The organism is Plantactinospora sp. ZYX-F-223, from assembly GCF_039649625.1.
Classification (GTDB): domain Bacteria; phylum Actinomycetota; class Actinomycetes; order Mycobacteriales; family Micromonosporaceae; genus Plantactinospora.
Window position 1 is genome coordinate 18,804 of sequence record NZ_JBDJAV010000029.1, and the last position, 16,707, is coordinate 35,510.

Sequence of the window (16,707 nt, forward strand, 5' to 3'; positions counted from 1 at the left end):
CCAGGGACCGGGCGCCGGCTACCGGTTCGGCTGGCCGAGTTGTCGGGCGGCCTGGACCGCCGCGTACGCGTCGACCAGCCCGGCACCGGTGATGTTCCGTTCCGAGCCGCAGGTGTCGGTGTCCTGCCGCGACTGGAACGTCGGCTCGGCCGGGGTGGCGGTGTCGAGCAGGATGCGCCGGGTCGTCTCCAGGTCGCCGACCAGCGCCGGGTTGGCCGACCACATCAACGCGACCACCCCGGCCAGGTGCGGGGCCGCCATCGAGGTGCCGCTCAGCGTGCCGTACCCGCCACCGGGCAGTGCCGAGAGGACGTCGGCGCCGGGCGCGACCAGGTCCGGTTTGGGCAACCCGTTGGGCGCCGGGCCACGGCTGGAGAAGGAGGTGACCCGGCGCTGCCGGTCCACGGCGCCGACGGTGAAGACGTCCGGGTACGGTGCGGGCGGGTCGTCGACCGAGCCGCAGAACGAGCCGGTGTTGCCGGCGGCGGCGACGAAGAAGATCCCGGCCGCCGCGAGCGCCGAGGTGGCCGGCTGGAGGGTGTCCCGGGCGCAGCCCTCGATCGCCGGGCAGCCCCACGAGTTGCTGAGTACCTGGGGTGCCCGGTCCGGGCGGCCGCCGGTGAACGGGTCGGCACCGGGCGGGAACGGCGCCAGCATGAACTGGAGGCAGTCGAGGTAGCGCGCGGGGTTGCCCAGGTTCCGGTCGAGGTTCACGCAGCCGACCCACTCCGCTCCGGGCGCCACTCCGACCCGCTGGTGGCCGACGGCGGTGGCCAGGGTGTGCGTACCATGGCCGCCCAGGTCGGTGGGGGAGCGGGAGCCGTTCCACGGGTCGTACCAGGAGTCGTCACCGCCCCGGAAACCGGCGGAGAGCGCCGGGTGCCGGCCGTCCACACCGGAATCCGAACCACCCACCACGATGCCCGAGCCCGTGACGCCGAGCTGTGACCAGACCCGGTCCGCGCCGACAAGGCCGAGGTTCCAGTTCGGTACGGCCGGTGCCGGCTCGGCACCACGGCTCGGCGACCCGCTGGCCGGCAGCGGGCGCAACCGCTGGCTGACCAGTACCTGGTCGACGTCCGCCCGCCGGGACAGCCAGGCCCGCACCGCCGCGCCGCCGTCCACCTCGACCGCGTTGACCAGGTAGTACGGGGTGTAGTCCAGGTGCAGACGGTCCAGTTCCCGGCGCAGGTCCGCCTGGGACCGTTCGGCGGTCTCGACCAGCCGGCGGTACACCTCCCGACCCCGGGCCTGCCGACCGGCCGGGCCGGTCTGCGCCACCACCCCGGTCAGGTCCGCCTGCTCCCTGAGCACCACGAAGAGCCGTTCGCCGTGCCAGCCCGGGGAGCCGAGCCCGGCGTACACCGCGCCGGTGGCGAGCAGCAGGACTCCGGACACGGCCGCGGCGACCGGGCGGCGCGGGGTGGCTGCGCCGGGGCGACCGAGGCCGACGCCGTACCCGATGCCGAGCAGCACCGCGACGGCGAGCGAGCCGGCGGCGGCGATGGCCGCCCAGAACGGCACGTCCCGGGCGGTGGAGAGCAGCAGCGTGATCTCCTCCGGATCGACCAGGGTCAGCGGCCCGGCGGCGGCGACGCCGACCAGCCAACCGACCGGGGCGGAGCCGACCGGCCGGAGCCCGGCTTCCGGCGTGCCGGCCCCGGCCGCCGACCGGGCCCGGGAGGTCACCCGCAGGGCGGCGAGCGCGAAACCGGCCGGCGGGAGGACGAGCAGCGCGCCGAGTTGCGCACCGGACTGGCCGATCCCGCCCGCGACCAGCGCCAGTGTCACTCCGGCCACCAGCCCGCCGACCAGGACCAACCGGGCCCCGCCCACCGGGCGCCCCGGGGCCGGGCCGCCGCTGCCGCTCGGGGCGGACCGCTCGTAACCGGCCCAGAAACGTCCATCCAGGACGGTGGCGGCCAGCCAGCCCACCGCGGCCGAGGCGAGCAGCCCGCACACCGTCTCCAGTGCGCCACCCAGGGCGCCGACCCAGACCCAGGGCAGCAGCAGGGCGAGCCCGGCGGCCACGGCCAGACCGATCGCGGCCGGCTCCGGCCGGACCTGCGCTGCCCGGAGCCGCTCCGGCCGGCTGACGAGGCGTCGGATCAGCAGGGCGCCCAGTCCGGCCACCCCGGCCAGCCCGGCGAGATAGACCTCCGGGAGGGTGAGCGGTACCGCCCGGAGCAGCCCGAGCGTGCCGAGCGCGATCGCGCCGAGCAGCCAGGCGCGGCCGGCGGCCCGGACGGCCGGGGAGCGGGGCAGCGCGGCCAGCAGTCCGGCCGGTACCCCGACGAGCAGCGCGGTCACGACGCCGGTCACCGGCCACAGCCAGTCCTGCCGATCCAGGCCGGAGACGAGCAGGACCTGCTCGACGAGCCAGCCGACGGTCTGGCCGCCGACGGTGACGCCGACCGCCCAGACTCCGACCAGCGCGGCGGCGACGACCGGCCAGACCCCGCCGCCGGCAACCGGCACCGGCCGGACCCGCGCCGCCGGCCACGGCGGGTGCGGCCCGCCGGACCAGGGTTGGTGCGGAACTGCCGGCCACGGCTGGTGCGGGGCCGGCGGCCAGGGCGGGGTGGGCGGGGACGGCGGGGACGGTTCGTCGGGCGGCGGTGGCGGACCATCCTGCATGTCCGAACAGTACGACGCCGCCCGGCCCACCGCCGACCTCGGCCGGCTACGGTACGACCGCGTTAGCTCTCCGGCTCCGGCTCGGCGGTGGCGTTGCGCAGTCGGCTCACCAGCTGCTCCAGCGCGGCGACCTCGGCACGCAGGGCGGCCCGGCCCTGTCGGGTGAGCCGCAGCCACGTGCAGGGCCGGCGTCCCTCGTACCCCTTGATCACCCGGAGCAGTTCGGCCTGTTCGAGGATGCGCAGGTGCCGGTTGAGGTTGCCGTCGGTCAACCCCAGTTCGTCCCGGAGGGTGGCGAACTTGCACTCCCGGGTCTCGCTGAGCACGGTGAGGATGCCGAGGCGTACCCGCTGGTGGACGGTGTCGTCCAGGGCCAGTGCCGGATGCGCCGGAGCCGGCCGGTCGTCAGGCATCGCGGACGTGTCTGGTGCGGGCCACGCGTACGGCGGCGAAGACGACGAGCGGCAGTGCCATCAGCACAAGGTAGTGCCCGGGCCGGAGCGAGAGTTGGCCGCCGAGTGAACCGGACTGGCCGCCGAGGATGTCGGTGACCCAGGGCGGCAGGTAGCCCAGTGGGAACGTGCCGCACAACCAGACCGAGAGCAGGGCGATCCAGATCCCGGCGGCGGCGAGACCCGGGCTGTGCTCGGCCCAGGCGAGTGCCAGTACGGCCACCGCGACCGGGAGCAGCGGGGTCAACAGCCCCGGCCAGAACCAGTCCGGTGCTGCGCCCAGCGCACCGGACGGAGCCTCCGTCTCCGGTGCCGCCGCGAGGACCGCGAGCAGCAGCAGCACCCCGAGCCCGGCAGCGGCGAAGATCGGCCAGGAGACCCGCAGGCCGAGTCGCCGGGCGCGCAGGGTGTACCAGGCGGCGGCCGTGGCGATCAGCAGCGGGGTGCCGACGAACCAGAAGGCGTACGACAGGACCGGGTGCCGCTGCTCGTCGGGGAGTCCGGCCCAGTAGGGATGGTCGATGCGCAGCGCGGTCGGCTGCCCGAAGGGCATCCGGTAGAGGGCGATGCTGGCCAGCAGCAGCACGGCGACGGCGAGTGCCGGCAGCCACGCCCCGCCGTGGGTCCGGGTGCGGGTGCGACTGCGCAGCCGGTCCAGCTCGGCCAGGATCTCGGCGGGCCGTTCCTCGTCGGTGGAACTCATCGTCGCCTCCTCAACTTTGCATCAGCGCTTTACTCTGCGATGCAAAGTCTACGGCCGCTGTCAATCCTCCGCCGTCGACACCGCCCGAAGTGACACCCGGAAAGCCCGTGCCGGTCGCCGCTGCGGCTACCGTGGACAGGTGCGTGACCCCAACCTTTCCCGGAACACGGCCAGCCGGCTCTCCCCGTCCCGCCGCGCCGCCGACCTGCGCCGGCTCCGGAGCGAGCGGTTCGACGTACTCGTCATCGGCGGTGGGGTGACCGGCGCGGGCGCCGCGCTCGACGCCGCCTCCCGGGGGCTCAAGGTGGCCCTGGTCGAGGCCCGCGACTTCGCCTCCGGCACCTCCAGCCGGTCCAGCAAGCTGATCCACGGCGGGCTGCGCTACCTGGAGCAACTGGAGTTCCACCTGGTCCACGAGGCGCTGACCGAACGTGGCCTGCTCGCCACCCGGCTCGCCCCGCACCTGGTGCGCCCGGTGCCGATCCTGGTCCCGTTGCCGCCCGGCACCGGCCCGGCCGGGTTGGCCGGCCGGGCCTGGCGGCGCTCCTACTACGGCACCGGGGTCGCGACGTACGACGCCTTCGCCGGGATCTTCGGCGGCGGGCGGGGGATGCCGCTGCACCGGCACCTCACCCGCGAGGGAGCCCGGCGGACCTTCCCCAGCCTGCGCGCCGACGCCATCGCCGGGGCCATCCGCTACTACGACGGGCAGGTCGACGACGCCCGCCTGGTGGTCACCCTGGCCCGCACCGCGGCCAGCCTCGGCGCGGCGATGGTGACCAGCGCCCGCGTCGTCGGCCTGACCCGGCAGGCCCGCGAGGTGACCGGGGTACGGGTCCGGGACATGGAGGCACCGCCCGGCTCCCCGGACGCCGAGTTCGAGGTACGCGCCCGCACCGTCATCGCCGCCACCGGGGTGTGGAGCGACGACATGTCCGAACTGCTCGGTGACGTCGGGGTGCGGCGCGGCCTGCGGGTCCGCGCCTCCAAGGGGGTGCACCTGGTGGTGCCCCGCTCGGCGATCACCGGCGAGGCCGGGCTGATCCTGCGTACCCCGACCTCGGTGCTCTTCGTGATCCCGTGGGGCGGGCACTGGATCATCGGCACCACCGACACCGACTGGCGGCTCGACCGGGCCCATCCGGCGGCCTCGGCCCGGGACATCGACTACCTGCTCGACCAGGTCAACAGCGTGCTGGACCGGCCGCTCACCACCGCCGACATCGAGGGCGTCTACGCCGGGCTGCGCCCACTGCTCAGCGGCGAGGCGGACTCGACCTCCAAGCTCTCCCGGGAGCACGCGGTCTACGAGCCGATGCTCGGGCTGCTGCTGGTGGCCGGCGGCAAATACACGACGTACCGGGTGATGGCCGCCGACGTGGTCGACCGGGCCGCCCGCCGGCTCGGCGGGGTACGCCCGTCCCGCACCGCCGACCTGCCGCTGCTCGGCGCCGACGGCTACGCCGCGCTGTGGCGGGACCGGGCCGACCTGGCCCGCCGGCACGGCGTACCGGCCGGGGTGGTCGAACACCTGCTGGAGCGGTACGGCAACCTCACCACCCACCTGCTGGACATGGTCGACGCCGACCCGCTGCTCGGCTCCCCGCTGGCCGGAGCCCCGGAATACCTCGCCGCCGAGGTGGCGTACGCGGCCCGGGCCGAGGGGGCGCTGCACCTCGACGATGTGCTGACCCGGCGTACCCGGATCTCGTTCGAGACGCCGCACCGGGGCGTCGAGTCGGCCGAGCAGGCAGCCGAGATCATGGGCCGGGTGCTCGGCTGGGACGCCCCGGTCCGGGCCCGCGAGATCGAGCACTACCTCGCCCGGGTGCAGGCGGAACGGCAGTCCCAGCGGATGCCGGACGACGCCACCGCCGACGCCGCCCGGCTGGGGGCGCCGGACGTCCGCGGTTTCGCCTTCGACCGGGGCGCCGGCGCCGGCCTCGACGGGGTGGAGTTGTCCGGCTGACCGGTTCCGTGTGCCGCCGGTCCGGCAAGCCGGGGGAGCGTGGGGGCGTCGCCGGGGCCGCCGGGCGGCGACCCGGCGGCCCCGGCGGTCACAGCACCTTGCCGGGGTTGAGCAGCCCGGTCGGGTCGAGCGCGTCCTTGACGGCCCGGTGCACCCGCAGGCCCACCGGCCCGATCTCCCGGGCCAGCCAGTCCCGTTTCAGCAGGCCGACCCCGTGCTCGCCGGTGCAGGTGCCGCCGAGCGAGAGACCGAGTTCCATGATCGCGTCGAACGCTCGTCGGCCCCGCTCCAGGTTCGCCGGGTCGGCCCGGTCGACCACGATGTTCGGATGCATGTTGCCGTCCCCGGCGTGCCCGACCACGCCGATCGGCACGTCGTACTCGGCGGAGATCCGGGCCACCCCGTCGAGCAGCGCCGCCAGCGCATCCCGGGGTACGGCCACGTCGTCGATGACCAGCCCGCCGTTGCCGTCCGGATAGCTGTCGGCGGCGAACCGTTCCATCGCCGGGTGCGCCAGCCGACGGGCCGCCAGCAGCGCGGCCGCCTCCTCCGCGTCGGTGGCGGCGAAGACCTCGTCGGCGCCGCTCGCCGTGCAGACCTCGGCCAGTACCGCGAGGTCGGCGGCGGCCCGGGTGCCGGTGTCGGCGGCGGCCAGCAGCAGCGCCTCGGCGTCGGTCCGCAACCCCATCGGCCGGTACGCCTCGATCGCGCCGAGGTGGGTGCGGTCCAGCAACTCCAGCAGGCTCGGGCTGAGCCCCCGGGCGGAGATCTCCGCGACCGCCCGGCCGGCGGCGGTGGTCGACGGAAAGACCGCGACCAGGGTCAGCGACTCCTCGGCGGCCGGGCGGAGCGAGACGGTCACCTCGGTGATCACCCCGAGGGTGCCCTCCGAGCCGACGAAGAGCCGGGTCAGGTCGTATCCGGCGACCCCCTTGGCGGTACGCCGTCCGGTGCGCAGTATCTCGCCGTCGGCCAGCACCACCTCCAGACCGAGGATGTACTCGGTCGTCACGCCGTACTTGACGCAGCACATCCCGCCCGCGTTGGTCGCCACGTTGCCGCCGATGGTGGACGACTCCCAGGAGCCGGGGTCGGGCGGATAGCGCAGGCCGTGCTTGGCGACGGCGCCGGCCAGGGTGGCGTTGACCACCCCCGGCTGGACCACCGCGATCCGGTTCACCGGGTCGACCTCGCGGATCTCGTCCATCAACACCGTGGAGAGCACCACGGCTCCGTCGACCGCGTTGGCCGCACCGGCCAGTCCGGTCCGGGCCCCCTGCGGTACCACCGGTACCCGGTAGGCGGCCGCCGCCCGGACCACCGCGACCACCTCCTCGGTGGTCCGGGGCCGGACCACCACGGCCGGCATGCCGGCCACGCAGAGGTCGGCCTCGTCACGCTGGTGGCCGCGGAGCAGGTCGGGATCGGTCAGTACGGCGGACTCGCCGAGCGCCGCCCGCAGGTCGTCGAGAAGATCCGGCATGCCTGGCAGGCTAGCCGCCCGGGAGTACGCCGACCACGGCCGTTTCCGGCCGTCCGGGGACACCTCGGACCACCGCCGTCGGCCGGCACAGTTGCCCTCCGGACGGGTTCGGCGGGTTCGTCAGTGGGTAGTCCCCGCCATGCGCTCCGTCCGGGACACCGTGGCCAAAACGCCCGTGGAGCTCGATCGGGAGCGGATCGCCAACCTGGCGAAGGAGTTCCGACAACGGTCCCGGGCCACCGTACGGGACCGCTGGCACGCCGTGCGGTTCAACCTGGTGCTGGCCCTCCAGGCGGGGGTGGCGGCCGCGCTGGCCTGGGTCGGCTCGCACGAGTTCCTGGGCAACCCGTCGCCGGTCTTCGCACCGATCTCCGCGATCGGTACCCTCGCCTCCTCGGTCGGCCAGCGGCTCCGCCGGACCGTCGAGCTGATCATCGGTGTGGCGGTCGGCATCGGGCTCGGCGACGCCCTGGTCTTCGCCGCCGGCACCGGGCCCTGGCAGCTCGGCGTCATCGTGTTCCTGGCGATCGTGGTGACCATCTTCCTCGGCGGCGGTCCGGCGGTGGTGACCCAGGCGGCGGCGACCGCCGTGCTGATCGTGACCGTCGACATGCCGCACGAGGCCAACATCGAGTCGCCCCGGGTCATCGACGCGCTGATCGGCGGCTTCGCCGGGCTCGTGGTGATCGCACTGGTGCTGCCGTTGAACCCGTTACGCGTGGTGGACCGGGCGGCCCGGCCGGCGCTGGGCCGGCTCACCGAGGAACTCTCCGAGACGGCGGAGGCGATCAAGTCCCGGGACGCGCCCCGGGCGCAGGCCGCGCTGGACCGGCTGCGCGAGGTGGAGCGGCACCTCCAGGGCTTCGAGGAGGCGCTGGAGGGCGGCCGGGAGACGTCGATCCTGTCACCGGTGCGCTGGCACCGCCGGGGAGCGCTGACCCAGTACGTGGAGAGTTCCGAGTACATCGAGCACGCCGTGCACAACAGCGGGACCCTGATCCGGCGGGCGGTCACCGCGCTGGAGGACGATGAGCCGATCCCGGAGGAGATGTCGAACGCGGTGGCGCTGCTCGCCGAGGCGGTACGGCTGCTGCGCAAGGACCTCGGGCTCGGGGTACGCCCGGAGGCAGCCCGGGAACAGGCGTTGCAGGCGATCGGCCAGGCCGGTCGGGCGTACGCCGAGGGCGTCGGGTTCTCCGGCAGCGTGGTGATCGCACAGGTGCGTACCACCGGCAGTGACCTGCTCCGGGCCACCGGCATCGAGCGGCTGGAGGCGAACCAGCTCGTCCGCCGGGCGGCGGGCGGGCATGCCGGCGAGGCCGCCGCGGAGGCCGCCCGGCAGCCCGGGACCAGAGCCTCGGACCGGCCCTCCGACACCCCCTCCTCGGAGGCGGGCCCCGCACGGTAGCTCAGCGGATGGCGGACAGGGCGGTGAGCAGCCGGTCGACCTGCGCGGCGGTGCTGCCCAGCCCGATGCTCGCGCGCAGTGCGGTCGGCGGCAGGTCGCGCCGCCCGCTCCGGGTCGCCGCCTCGGCGAGCAGCCGCCGGGCCAGCGGATGCGCACAGAACAGCCCGTCCCGCAGCCCGATCTGCCAGTGCTGGGCGAGGTCGGCCGCGACCGTCGCCGAGTCCCGGCCGGCGACCACGAACGACACGATGCCGACCCGGGGCGCGTCCGCGTCGAAGGTACGCAGTTCGACCACGTCCGGCAGGGCGGCGAGCCCGGACCGCAGCCGGGTGAGCAGGGCCTGCTCGTGTGCGTACAGCGCGTCGCGGTCCGCCTCGGACAGGGCGGCGCAGACCGCGGCCAGCGCCACCGCGCCGAGCAGGTTGGGGGTGCCGGCCTCGTGCCGGCCGGGCCCGTCGGCCCAGCGCACGTCATGGGTGGCCGCCCCGACCCCGAGAGTCGCCCCGCCACCGGCCAGGTACGGCGGGGCGGCGTCCAGCCAGTCGGCCCGTCCGGCCAGTACGCCGATCCCGAACGGCGCGTACAGCTTGTGTCCGGAAACGGCCACGTAGTCGACCGCCAGGGCGGTGATGTCCAGTTCGGCGTGCGGGGCGAGCTGGGCGGCGTCCAGCGCGATCCGCGCGCCGTGCCGGTGGGCGACCCGGGCCAGTTCGGCGACCGGCCAGCACTCGCCGGTGACGTTGCTGGCCCCGGTCACCGTGACCAGGATCGGTGCGCCGCCGCCGCTGCCCCGGCGCAGTTCCCGCAGCGCCGCGTCGACCGCCCGGACGGCGTCCCCGGCCGAGCCGGGCACCGGCAGCCGGACCGTACCGGCGGGCCAGGGCAGCAGGTTGGCGTGGTGCTCGGCCGCGAAGGTCACCACCCGGGCGCCGGGCGGCAGGGCCCGGGCCAGCAGGTTGAGCGCGTCCGTGGTGTTGCGGGTGAAGACGACGTGGTCGCCCGCGCGTACCCCGAGGAAGTCGCCGACATCCTGCCGGGCCCGCTCGTACGCCAGCGTGCTGCGCCGGGAGAGCGCCCCGGCGCCCCGGTGCACGCTGCCGTACCAGGGCAGCAGTTCGGCCACCGCGTCGGCGGCGGCCCGCGCGCACGGCGCGGTGGCGGCGTAGTCGAGGTTGACCTGTCCCGGCACCCCGAGCATCCCGAGCGGTCCGGTCGCGGCGACCCCGGCCGCTGTGACGCCCGGCGTTGCCGGCGCGGTCCGCGTGTTTGACGTGGCCGCGCCGGTCGGCCGGGCGGGCACGGAAACGAGGCTGGTGCTCATCGGGCATACCTCCGGTGTCCAGGGACCCCGGAGTCGGGCGGGAACGGGGTCCGCGCTTGCCCGGTGCGGACGTGCACCGAGCCCGGTCATCACCCGGGGCACCCCACCGCGAACCTCGACGAGGGTTGCCGGCCAGCAAGCCGGGGCTTGGACGCTGGCACTCGTGACCTGCCAGGAAGCATAGCCGGGCCGGATGTGGTCCGGCCCGGCTGTCCGGAGGAACTACGCTGATCACATGGCCGACACCCCGCCCGGTGCGGCGGCGCCCCAGCCGCCGTCGCCGACTCCGCCGTGGCCGCCCGCCCCGGCGCAGCAATTCCCGCAGCCGGCCGGCACCGTGCCGGAGGTGGCGCAGGGCACCGTGCCGGAGGTGGCGGCGACGTCCGAGCGGCGGAGCCTGGCCCGTCTGCTGACGGTGATCGGGGCGATCACGCTCATCGTCGTCTGCGCGGTGCTGATGGCCTGGGAGCTGGTGTCGCCGGCCGGGGTCACGCCGCCGCTGATCGGGCTGGCCGCGGCGGCGCTGCCGGTGCCGGTGCTGGTCGCCTGCTTCCTCTGGCTCGACCGGTACGACCCGGAGCCGGTCAAGTATCTCGCCTTCTGCCTGGGCTGGGGCGCGGCGGTCTCCACCTTCGCCGCACTGCGGACCAACACCTTCGCGGCCGACACCCTGGAACTGCCCCTCCCGGTGGTCGGGGTGCTGGTCGCGCCCTTCATCGAGGAGCTGACCAAGGCGCTCGGGCCGCTCCTGCTCCTGCTCTACCAGCGCCGCAAGTGGTCCGGGATCACCGACGGCATCGTCTACTGTGGCCTGTCAGCGGTCGGTTTCGCCATGGTCGAGAACATCCTCTACTTCGGCCTGCACGGCTATGCCGAAGGCGTCGACCAGTACGGCCCGGCCACCGGTGCGCAGAACGTCTTCGGCATCTTCATCCTGCGGGTCCTGATCAGCGGCTTCGCGCACCCGCTCTTCACCTCGATGACCGGGATCGGGCTCGGCATCGCCGTCCGGTCGGCCAGCCGCCCGATCCGGATCCTCGCCCCGCTCGCCGGCCTGCTGCTGGCGATGATGCTGCACGGCGCCTGGAACCTGGCCGCGACTCTCACCCAGCTCTCCGGGGAGCCGCTGATCCTGCTCTACAGCTACCTCGGACTGATGGTGCCGATTTTTCTGGGCGTGGTCGGCCTGGCCGTCTGGGTCCGTAGCTGGGAGGGGCGGCTCACCCAACGCCGGCTCCCCGACTACGTGTCGACGGGGTGGCTCACCCCGCCCGAGCTGGCCGCGCTCGGCACCCTCGGCCGGCGGCACGCGGCCCGGCGCTGGGCCCGGCGGATCGCCGGTGACGAGGGGGTCAAGGCGATGCGGGCGTTCCAGATCTCGGCGACCCGGCTCGCCCTGCTCCGCGACGGGCTGGTGCGCGGGCTGGAGCGCCGGCCGGAGCGGCTCGCCGGGCGGCTCGCCGAGGAACGCCGGCTGCTCGACGCGATCCAGGCCGCCCGCAAGGTCTTCGTGGGGCGCGATCCGCAGGCACCGGCCGGCATCTGGGACGGCTCCCGATACCACCTGTCGTTCCCGGACGGCTCCCGCCGGAGCCTGCCGGCTCCGGCTGAGCCGGTGGTGCCGATCCCGGTGGTCCTGGTGGCGCCGCCGCGCCCGCTGGCTCCGGTCGGCCCCGGCTATCCACCCCCGGGATACGGCGGGCCGCCATCCCCTTACCCCGGCACACCGGGCCCGTACGGCGGGCCACCCGCACCCGCACTCGGCCCCGGGCCGGTCGGGTCCTGGCCGGACCCGTACCGGCGCTGAGCGGGTCCGCCCCGCCGGGACACTGAACCTTTTTCAACCTGAACCGCGCGGCGCTCGGGCACCGCGTCCGACCTTGCGGTCCGTCGGACCGCAAGGGGAGGTTGAAAAAGGTTCACTGAGCGGGTCGGTCGTCAGTGGGCGCGGGCGGAACGGCGCGTCACAGGTAGAGGCCGGTGGAGTCGGTCTCCACCCGCCGGGCGGCCACCGCGTGCACGTCGCGCTCGCGGAGCAGGACGTACTCCCGGCCGTGCAGTTCGACCTCGGACCGGTCGTCGGGGTCGAAGAGCACCCGGTCACCGGAGACGATGGAACGCACGTTCGGACCGACACCCACCGCGGTCGCCCAGGCCAGCCGCCGCCCCATCGAGGCGGTCGCCGGGATGACGATGCCGGCGGTCGAGCGGCGCTCGCCCTCGCCGCCGTCCGCCCGGACCAGCACCCTGTCGTGCAGCAGGCGGATGGGCAGGCCGTTGTCGTTGTTTTCCTCGGCGGTCACGACCGGAACGGTACCGTGTGCCGCCACCAGGCAGGTTGGTGGCCGTCACCCCGCCGGCCGCACCGTGCCGGCCCGTGCTGGTACGGCTACCGTAGGAAGGCCGATTCCGCCGTGGGAGGTGCGCTTGCGCCGTTTCGAGCAGCTACGAGCAAGGATCCGTAACGCGTACGCGTCCGGGCGGTCGCCGGGCTCGTCCGGGGGAGCCGGTCCGGTGCGGAGCCGTCCGACGGCCGCGCCCGAGCCGGCGCCCGCGTCGACGCCGGCCGGGGGTGAACCGGTCGCCGACCTGCACCCGTCGACGTCGAGCCGGGACGACGCGGACGTACCGCACGCGCTGCGGATCGCCGCCGCCTGGTCGTGGCGACTGATCGTGATCGGTCTCGTCGCCTGGGCGCTGCTGCGGGTGGTCGGCACGATCCGGATCGTGATCATTCCGTTGGCGATCGCCCTGTTGCTCTCCGCCCTGCTGGCCCCGCTGGTCAGCCTGCTGCTGCGGGCCCGCTTCCCGCGGTCCCTGGCCACCGCGGTGGTGCTGGTCGCCGGCCTGGCCGCCGTGGTCGGCACGCTCACCCTGGTGGTCAACGAGTTCATCCAGGGCGTACCGGACCTGAGCCGCAACGCCACCAGCGGCATCCGGCAGATCCAGGAGTGGCTGAAGACCGGTCCGCTGCACCTGTCGGACAACCAGCTCAACTCGTACATCGAGCAGGGCGAGCAGTGGATCAACGAGAACACTCAGGCGTTGACCAGCGGGGCGGTCTCCACCGCCGCGACCGTGGCCGAGTTGCTCACCGGGGCGCTGCTGGTGCTCTTCGCCACCTTCTTCTTCCTCCGGGACGGCGAGAAGATCTGGCGTTTCCTCGTCCGGCTGCTCCCGCTGGCCGCCCGGTGGCGGGTCGACGACGCCGGCCGGGCCTCCTGGGCGACGCTGGTCGCGTACGTCCGGGCGACCGTACTCGTCGCGTTCATCGACGCGGTCGGGATCGGCATCTTCCTGGTGATCTTCGACATCCCGTTCGCGTTTCCGCTGGCCGCGCTGGTCTTCCTCGGCGCGTTCATCCCGATCGTCGGGGCCACCCTCTCCGGTGCGGTGGCGGTGCTGGTGGCCCTGGTCGACAGCGGCTGGGTGAGCGCGCTGATCATCCTCGGCGTGGTGATCGGGGTCCAGCAGGTCGAGGGGCACATCCTGCAACCGCTGATCATGGGTCGGGCGGTGGCGATCCACCCGCTCGCGGTGATCGTCGGCATCGCCGCCGGGGTGGTGCTGGCCGGCATCGTCGGCGCACTGGTCTCGGTACCGCTGATCGCGGTGCTCAACACCGCGGTCCGTCGACTCGCGCACCGCCGGCCGCCGGAGGTGCCGCCGGACGCCGTGGTGGTCGCCGCGAAGGCCCCCTAGCGCGTAGTCGCCGCGAAGGCCGGTCGGTCCCGGTCGCGCCGGTCGGTGGCGGTTGCGGTCAGGACTTGCCGAGCCGCTCCAGGGCGCCCCGGGCGACCTCCGGCCGGGTGGTGTACCAGAACGGCGGCAGCGACTTCCGCAGGAACGCGCCGTACCCCCGGGCGGTCTCCAGCCGGGAGTCGAGTACCGCCACCACGCCCTTGTCGCCGGTCGACCGGATCAGCCGGCCGACTCCCTGGGCCAGGCGTACGGCGGCGATCGGCACGCTCACCGAGGCGAAGCCCGAGCCGCCCGACGCGTCCACGGCCGCGGCCCGGGCCGCCGCCAGCGGCTCGTCCGGGCGCGGGAACGGCAGCCGGTCGATCACCACGAGCTGGCAGGAGTCGCCGGGCACGTCCACGCCCTGCCAGAGCGACATCACCCCGAACAGGCAGCTCGCCCGCTCCTGCCGGAACCGGCGGACCAGCAGCGGCAGCGCCTCCTCGCCCTGGAGCAGGATCGGCAGGTCGGTACGGGCCCGGAGCAGCTCGGCGGCCTGCAACGCGGCCCGGCGGGACGAGAACAGCCCCAGGGTACGGCCGCCGAGCGCGCCCACCAGCCCGAGCAGTTCCTCACCGGCCGCCGCCGGCAGGCCCGAGGCGCTGGGCCGGGGCAGGTGTGCGGCGACGTAGAGGATGCCCTGGCGCGGGTAGTCGAACGGGGATCCGACGTCGAGTGAACGCCAGCCGGCGTCACCCCCCGACCCATCCGCCTTGGCAGAGCCCGCCTTCGAGGAGTCCACTTTCGAGGGGTCCGGTTTCGAGGCGGTGTCCCGGTGAGCGGCCCCGGGCTGGTCCTCGGCGCTCGGCTGCCCCGCCCGGGCCGCCCCGGCACCGGGTGGCGCCGCGTCGGGTCGTACGGTGCGCAGCGCCGCCGCCCGGGGGTGCGGACGGGTCGGATCGACTCCCGGGTCCGCCGGGGCGGCCAGCCCGAGGGCCCGGGCCACGGTGTCGAACCGGCCGCCGAGGGCGAGCGTGGCCGAGGTGGCGACGACGGTGCGGTCCTCGTACAGGTGGGTGGCGAGGGTGCCGGCCACGGAGAGCGGGGCGACGACCAGGGCCCGCCGGCCCGCGCCGCCGCCGTCCGGCTTCTCCACCCAGGCCACGTCGTGGTCGGCCTCCTCCAGCAGCCGCTGGGCGGTCTTCGACAGGTCGTCGAGTACGGCCTTGGCCTGCTGCTTGCGGACCGGGTCGGGATCGTCGGCCTTGACGTCGCCGATCTTCTCCAGTGCCGCCCGGGTCGCCGCGTCCAGCAGCGTGCACGCCTCGCGCAGCGGGGCCGGCAGCTCGCCGGTGATCCGCCCGGCCGGTGCCTCGGCGAGCCCGACCGCCAGCGAGTCGCCGGCCGCCACCAGCGATTCGGCCAACTCCGGGGTGAGCAGGGGCCGGCTCCGCCGGGCGGCCCGGTCGATCAGCTCCGGAATCAGTTCCGCCTGGGCAGCCGAGGAGACCCGGTCGGCCAGCTCGTGCGCCTCGTCGATCACCAGCAGCTTGTGCGGCGGCACGATGTGCCGGCCGGCGAGCATGTCGACGGCGAGCAGGCTGTGGTTGGTCACCACCACGTCCGCCTCCCGGGCCCGGGCCCGGGACGCCTCGGCGAAGCACTCGGTGCCGTACGGGCAGCGGGCGGCGCCGACACACTCCCGGGCCGGCATCGAGACCAGTCGCCACGCCTGGTCGTCGACGCCCGGGTCGAGCTCGTCGCGGTCGCCGGTCCCGGTCTCCATCGCCCAGTCCCGGATCCGCTCGATCTGCTTGCCCAGCCGGCCCGCCTCGCCGAGCCACTTCGTCCCGCCACCGCCCCGGCCCGGCGTGTCGAAGAGGGCGTCCTCCGGCTCGTCCTCTGTGGAGTTCTCCAGCCGGGCCAGGCAGAGGTAGTGGTGCCGGCCCTTCAGCACCGCGAAGGTCGGCCGCTGGCCGAGGACCGGGGTGACCGCGTCGGCCAGCCGGGGCAGGTCGTGGTCGACGAGCTGGGACTGGAGCGCGAGGGTGGCCGTGGAGACCACCACCGGGCCGTCGACGGTCAGCGCCGGGGCGAGGTACGCCAGCGACTTGCCGGTGCCGGTGCCGGCCTGCACCAGCAGGTGCTCGCCGGAGAGGATGCTCTCCTCGATCGCGGTCGCCATCTGCTGCTGGCCCGGCCGGGCGTTGCCGCCCGGCACCGCACCGACCGCCGCGGCGAGCAGCTCCGCGCCGCTGGGGCGGTCGCCTCGGCGCCGTCGGCGGGACCGGGGCGCCGGGGGACGGCCGGAGTCCGCCGCCTCGGAGTCGATCAGGGTGGGGGCGCTGGCGTCGGTGGCGGGCACGGTCACCGTGCGACCGTACCCGCCGAACCCGACACCGCCGCGCCGCCTCGCCCCGGCGGGTCCACGGCCCGGCCGGATCGGTGCCCGGACCAGGGTGCGGGCCCGGATGATGTTGTCGATTTCGACGCCTGCCGGACGCTTCACGCACCGCGCGTATTGGGTGACATCGGCTAGGGTGCGGGCATGTCGAGCGATGTGGTCCGAGTCGTCTACCGCAAGTACGACGGCACCGCGCACCGGGACTACCCCGCCCGCAGACTGACCGAGGACGACCTGGGTGTGTGGCTCGGCGTGACCGCCGGGACGGAGTCGGTCTACCACGGTCGCCCCTCGGTGGAACAGATCCCGTTCGTGTTGCTGGTGCCGCACGACGCGTGGTGGAGCGCGATGTTCAACCCGCCGCCGCGGACCAGCGAGGTCTACTGCGACATCGCCAGCCCGGCCCGCTGGGAGGGGGACACCGTGCACCTGATCGACCTCGACCTCGACGTGGTGCGTCGGCGCGGCACCGGTCTGGTGGAGCTGCGCGACGAGGACGAGTTCGCCGAGCACCGGGTCCGGTTCGGCTATCCGGAAGAGACGGTGGCGCAGGCCCGGGCCGCGGCGGAGTGGCTCTACGTCGCGCTCGGCGACGGCACCGAGCCGTTCGCGTCGGCGTACCGGAAGTGGCTGGCGCTGGTGGTCTGAG

At 74.7% G+C, this 16,707-nt stretch carries 12 protein-coding genes and 1 riboswitch; of the genes, 5 read left to right on the forward strand and 7 right to left on the reverse strand.

What is annotated here, in order from left to right:
* Positions 1-18 precede the first annotated feature (18 nt).
* The 3 genes from AAH979_RS26955 to AAH979_RS26965 all read right to left on the reverse strand — a co-directional run bounded on the left by AAH979_RS26955 (position 19) and on the right by AAH979_RS26965 (position 3,792).
* A complete protein-coding gene (locus AAH979_RS26955; protein ID WP_346260928.1) occupies positions 19-2,637 on the reverse strand; it encodes a S8 family serine peptidase in 2,619 nt (872 codons plus the stop codon).
* Between the two features lie 62 nt (positions 2,638-2,699).
* Complete coding sequence (locus AAH979_RS26960) at positions 2,700-3,050, reverse strand: transcriptional regulator (protein ID WP_346260929.1); 351 nt, start codon at positions 3,048-3,050, stop codon at positions 2,700-2,702.
* Positions 3,043-3,792: a hypothetical protein gene (locus AAH979_RS26965; protein ID WP_346260930.1), complete on the reverse strand. Its 750-nt coding sequence runs from the start codon at positions 3,790-3,792 to the stop codon at positions 3,043-3,045. The genes AAH979_RS26960 and AAH979_RS26965 overlap by 8 nt, the downstream gene beginning before the upstream one ends.
* A 139-nt stretch (positions 3,793-3,931) precedes the next feature.
* Here AAH979_RS26965 and AAH979_RS26970 point away from each other — a divergent pair, with 139 nt between their 5' ends.
* Positions 3,932-5,761 carry a glycerol-3-phosphate dehydrogenase/oxidase gene (locus AAH979_RS26970; protein WP_346260931.1) on the forward strand — a complete coding sequence of 610 codons (1,830 nt, stop codon included), beginning with the start codon at positions 3,932-3,934 and terminating at the stop codon, positions 5,759-5,761.
* Positions 5,762-5,849: 88 nt separating this feature from the next.
* Here the strand turns inward: AAH979_RS26970 and AAH979_RS26975 are convergent, their stop codons facing one another.
* Positions 5,850-7,244, reverse strand: coding sequence for an FAD-linked oxidase C-terminal domain-containing protein (locus tag AAH979_RS26975; RefSeq protein WP_346260932.1), 1,395 nt, complete (start codon positions 7,242-7,244; stop codon positions 5,850-5,852).
* A gap of 175 nt (positions 7,245-7,419) precedes the next feature.
* On the opposite strand from AAH979_RS26975, the gene AAH979_RS26980 reads away from it, so the two are divergent.
* Positions 7,420-8,652 (forward strand): FUSC family protein, encoded by a 1,233-nt coding sequence (locus AAH979_RS26980; protein WP_346260933.1) that lies wholly within the window; start codon positions 7,420-7,422, stop codon positions 8,650-8,652.
* A gap of 1 nt (position 8,653) precedes the next feature.
* On the opposite strand, the gene AAH979_RS26985 is transcribed toward AAH979_RS26980, so the two are convergent.
* On the reverse strand, positions 8,654-9,850 hold the full coding sequence (locus AAH979_RS26985; protein ID WP_346261011.1) for an aminotransferase class V-fold PLP-dependent enzyme: 1,197 nt from the start codon (positions 9,848-9,850) through the stop codon (positions 8,654-8,656).
* 170 nt (positions 9,851-10,020) lie between these two features.
* A riboswitch (SAM riboswitch) is annotated at positions 10,021-10,142 on the reverse strand.
* A gap of 66 nt (positions 10,143-10,208) precedes the next feature.
* Between AAH979_RS26985 and AAH979_RS26990 the strand changes: the two genes are divergently transcribed.
* The gene (locus AAH979_RS26990; protein ID WP_346260934.1) at positions 10,209-11,780 is read left to right on the forward strand and encodes a PrsW family intramembrane metalloprotease; all 1,572 of its coding nucleotides are present in this window, start codon (positions 10,209-10,211) and stop codon (positions 11,778-11,780) included.
* A 157-nt stretch (positions 11,781-11,937) separates the two neighbouring features.
* Here the strand turns inward: AAH979_RS26990 and AAH979_RS26995 are convergent, their stop codons facing one another.
* Positions 11,938-12,276: a co-chaperone GroES gene (locus AAH979_RS26995; RefSeq protein WP_346260935.1), complete on the reverse strand. Its 339-nt coding sequence runs from the start codon at positions 12,274-12,276 to the stop codon at positions 11,938-11,940.
* Between the two features lie 64 nt (positions 12,277-12,340).
* Here AAH979_RS26995 and AAH979_RS27000 point away from each other — a divergent pair, with 64 nt between their 5' ends.
* Entirely contained in the window at positions 12,341-13,675 is a 1,335-nt protein-coding gene (locus AAH979_RS27000) for an AI-2E family transporter (RefSeq protein WP_346260936.1), read from the forward strand.
* Between the two features lie 58 nt (positions 13,676-13,733).
* Here AAH979_RS27000 and AAH979_RS27005 read toward each other — a convergent pair whose 3' ends face one another.
* Positions 13,734-15,899 carry an ATP-dependent DNA helicase gene (locus AAH979_RS27005; protein ID WP_346261012.1) on the reverse strand — a complete coding sequence of 722 codons (2,166 nt, stop codon included), beginning with the start codon at positions 15,897-15,899 and terminating at the stop codon, positions 13,734-13,736.
* Between the two features lie 303 nt (positions 15,900-16,202).
* Between AAH979_RS27005 and AAH979_RS27010 the strand changes: the two genes are divergently transcribed.
* Positions 16,203-16,706: a DUF402 domain-containing protein gene (locus AAH979_RS27010; protein WP_346260937.1), complete on the forward strand. Its 504-nt coding sequence runs from the start codon at positions 16,203-16,205 to the stop codon at positions 16,704-16,706.
* Position 16,707: the final 1 nt, after the last annotated feature.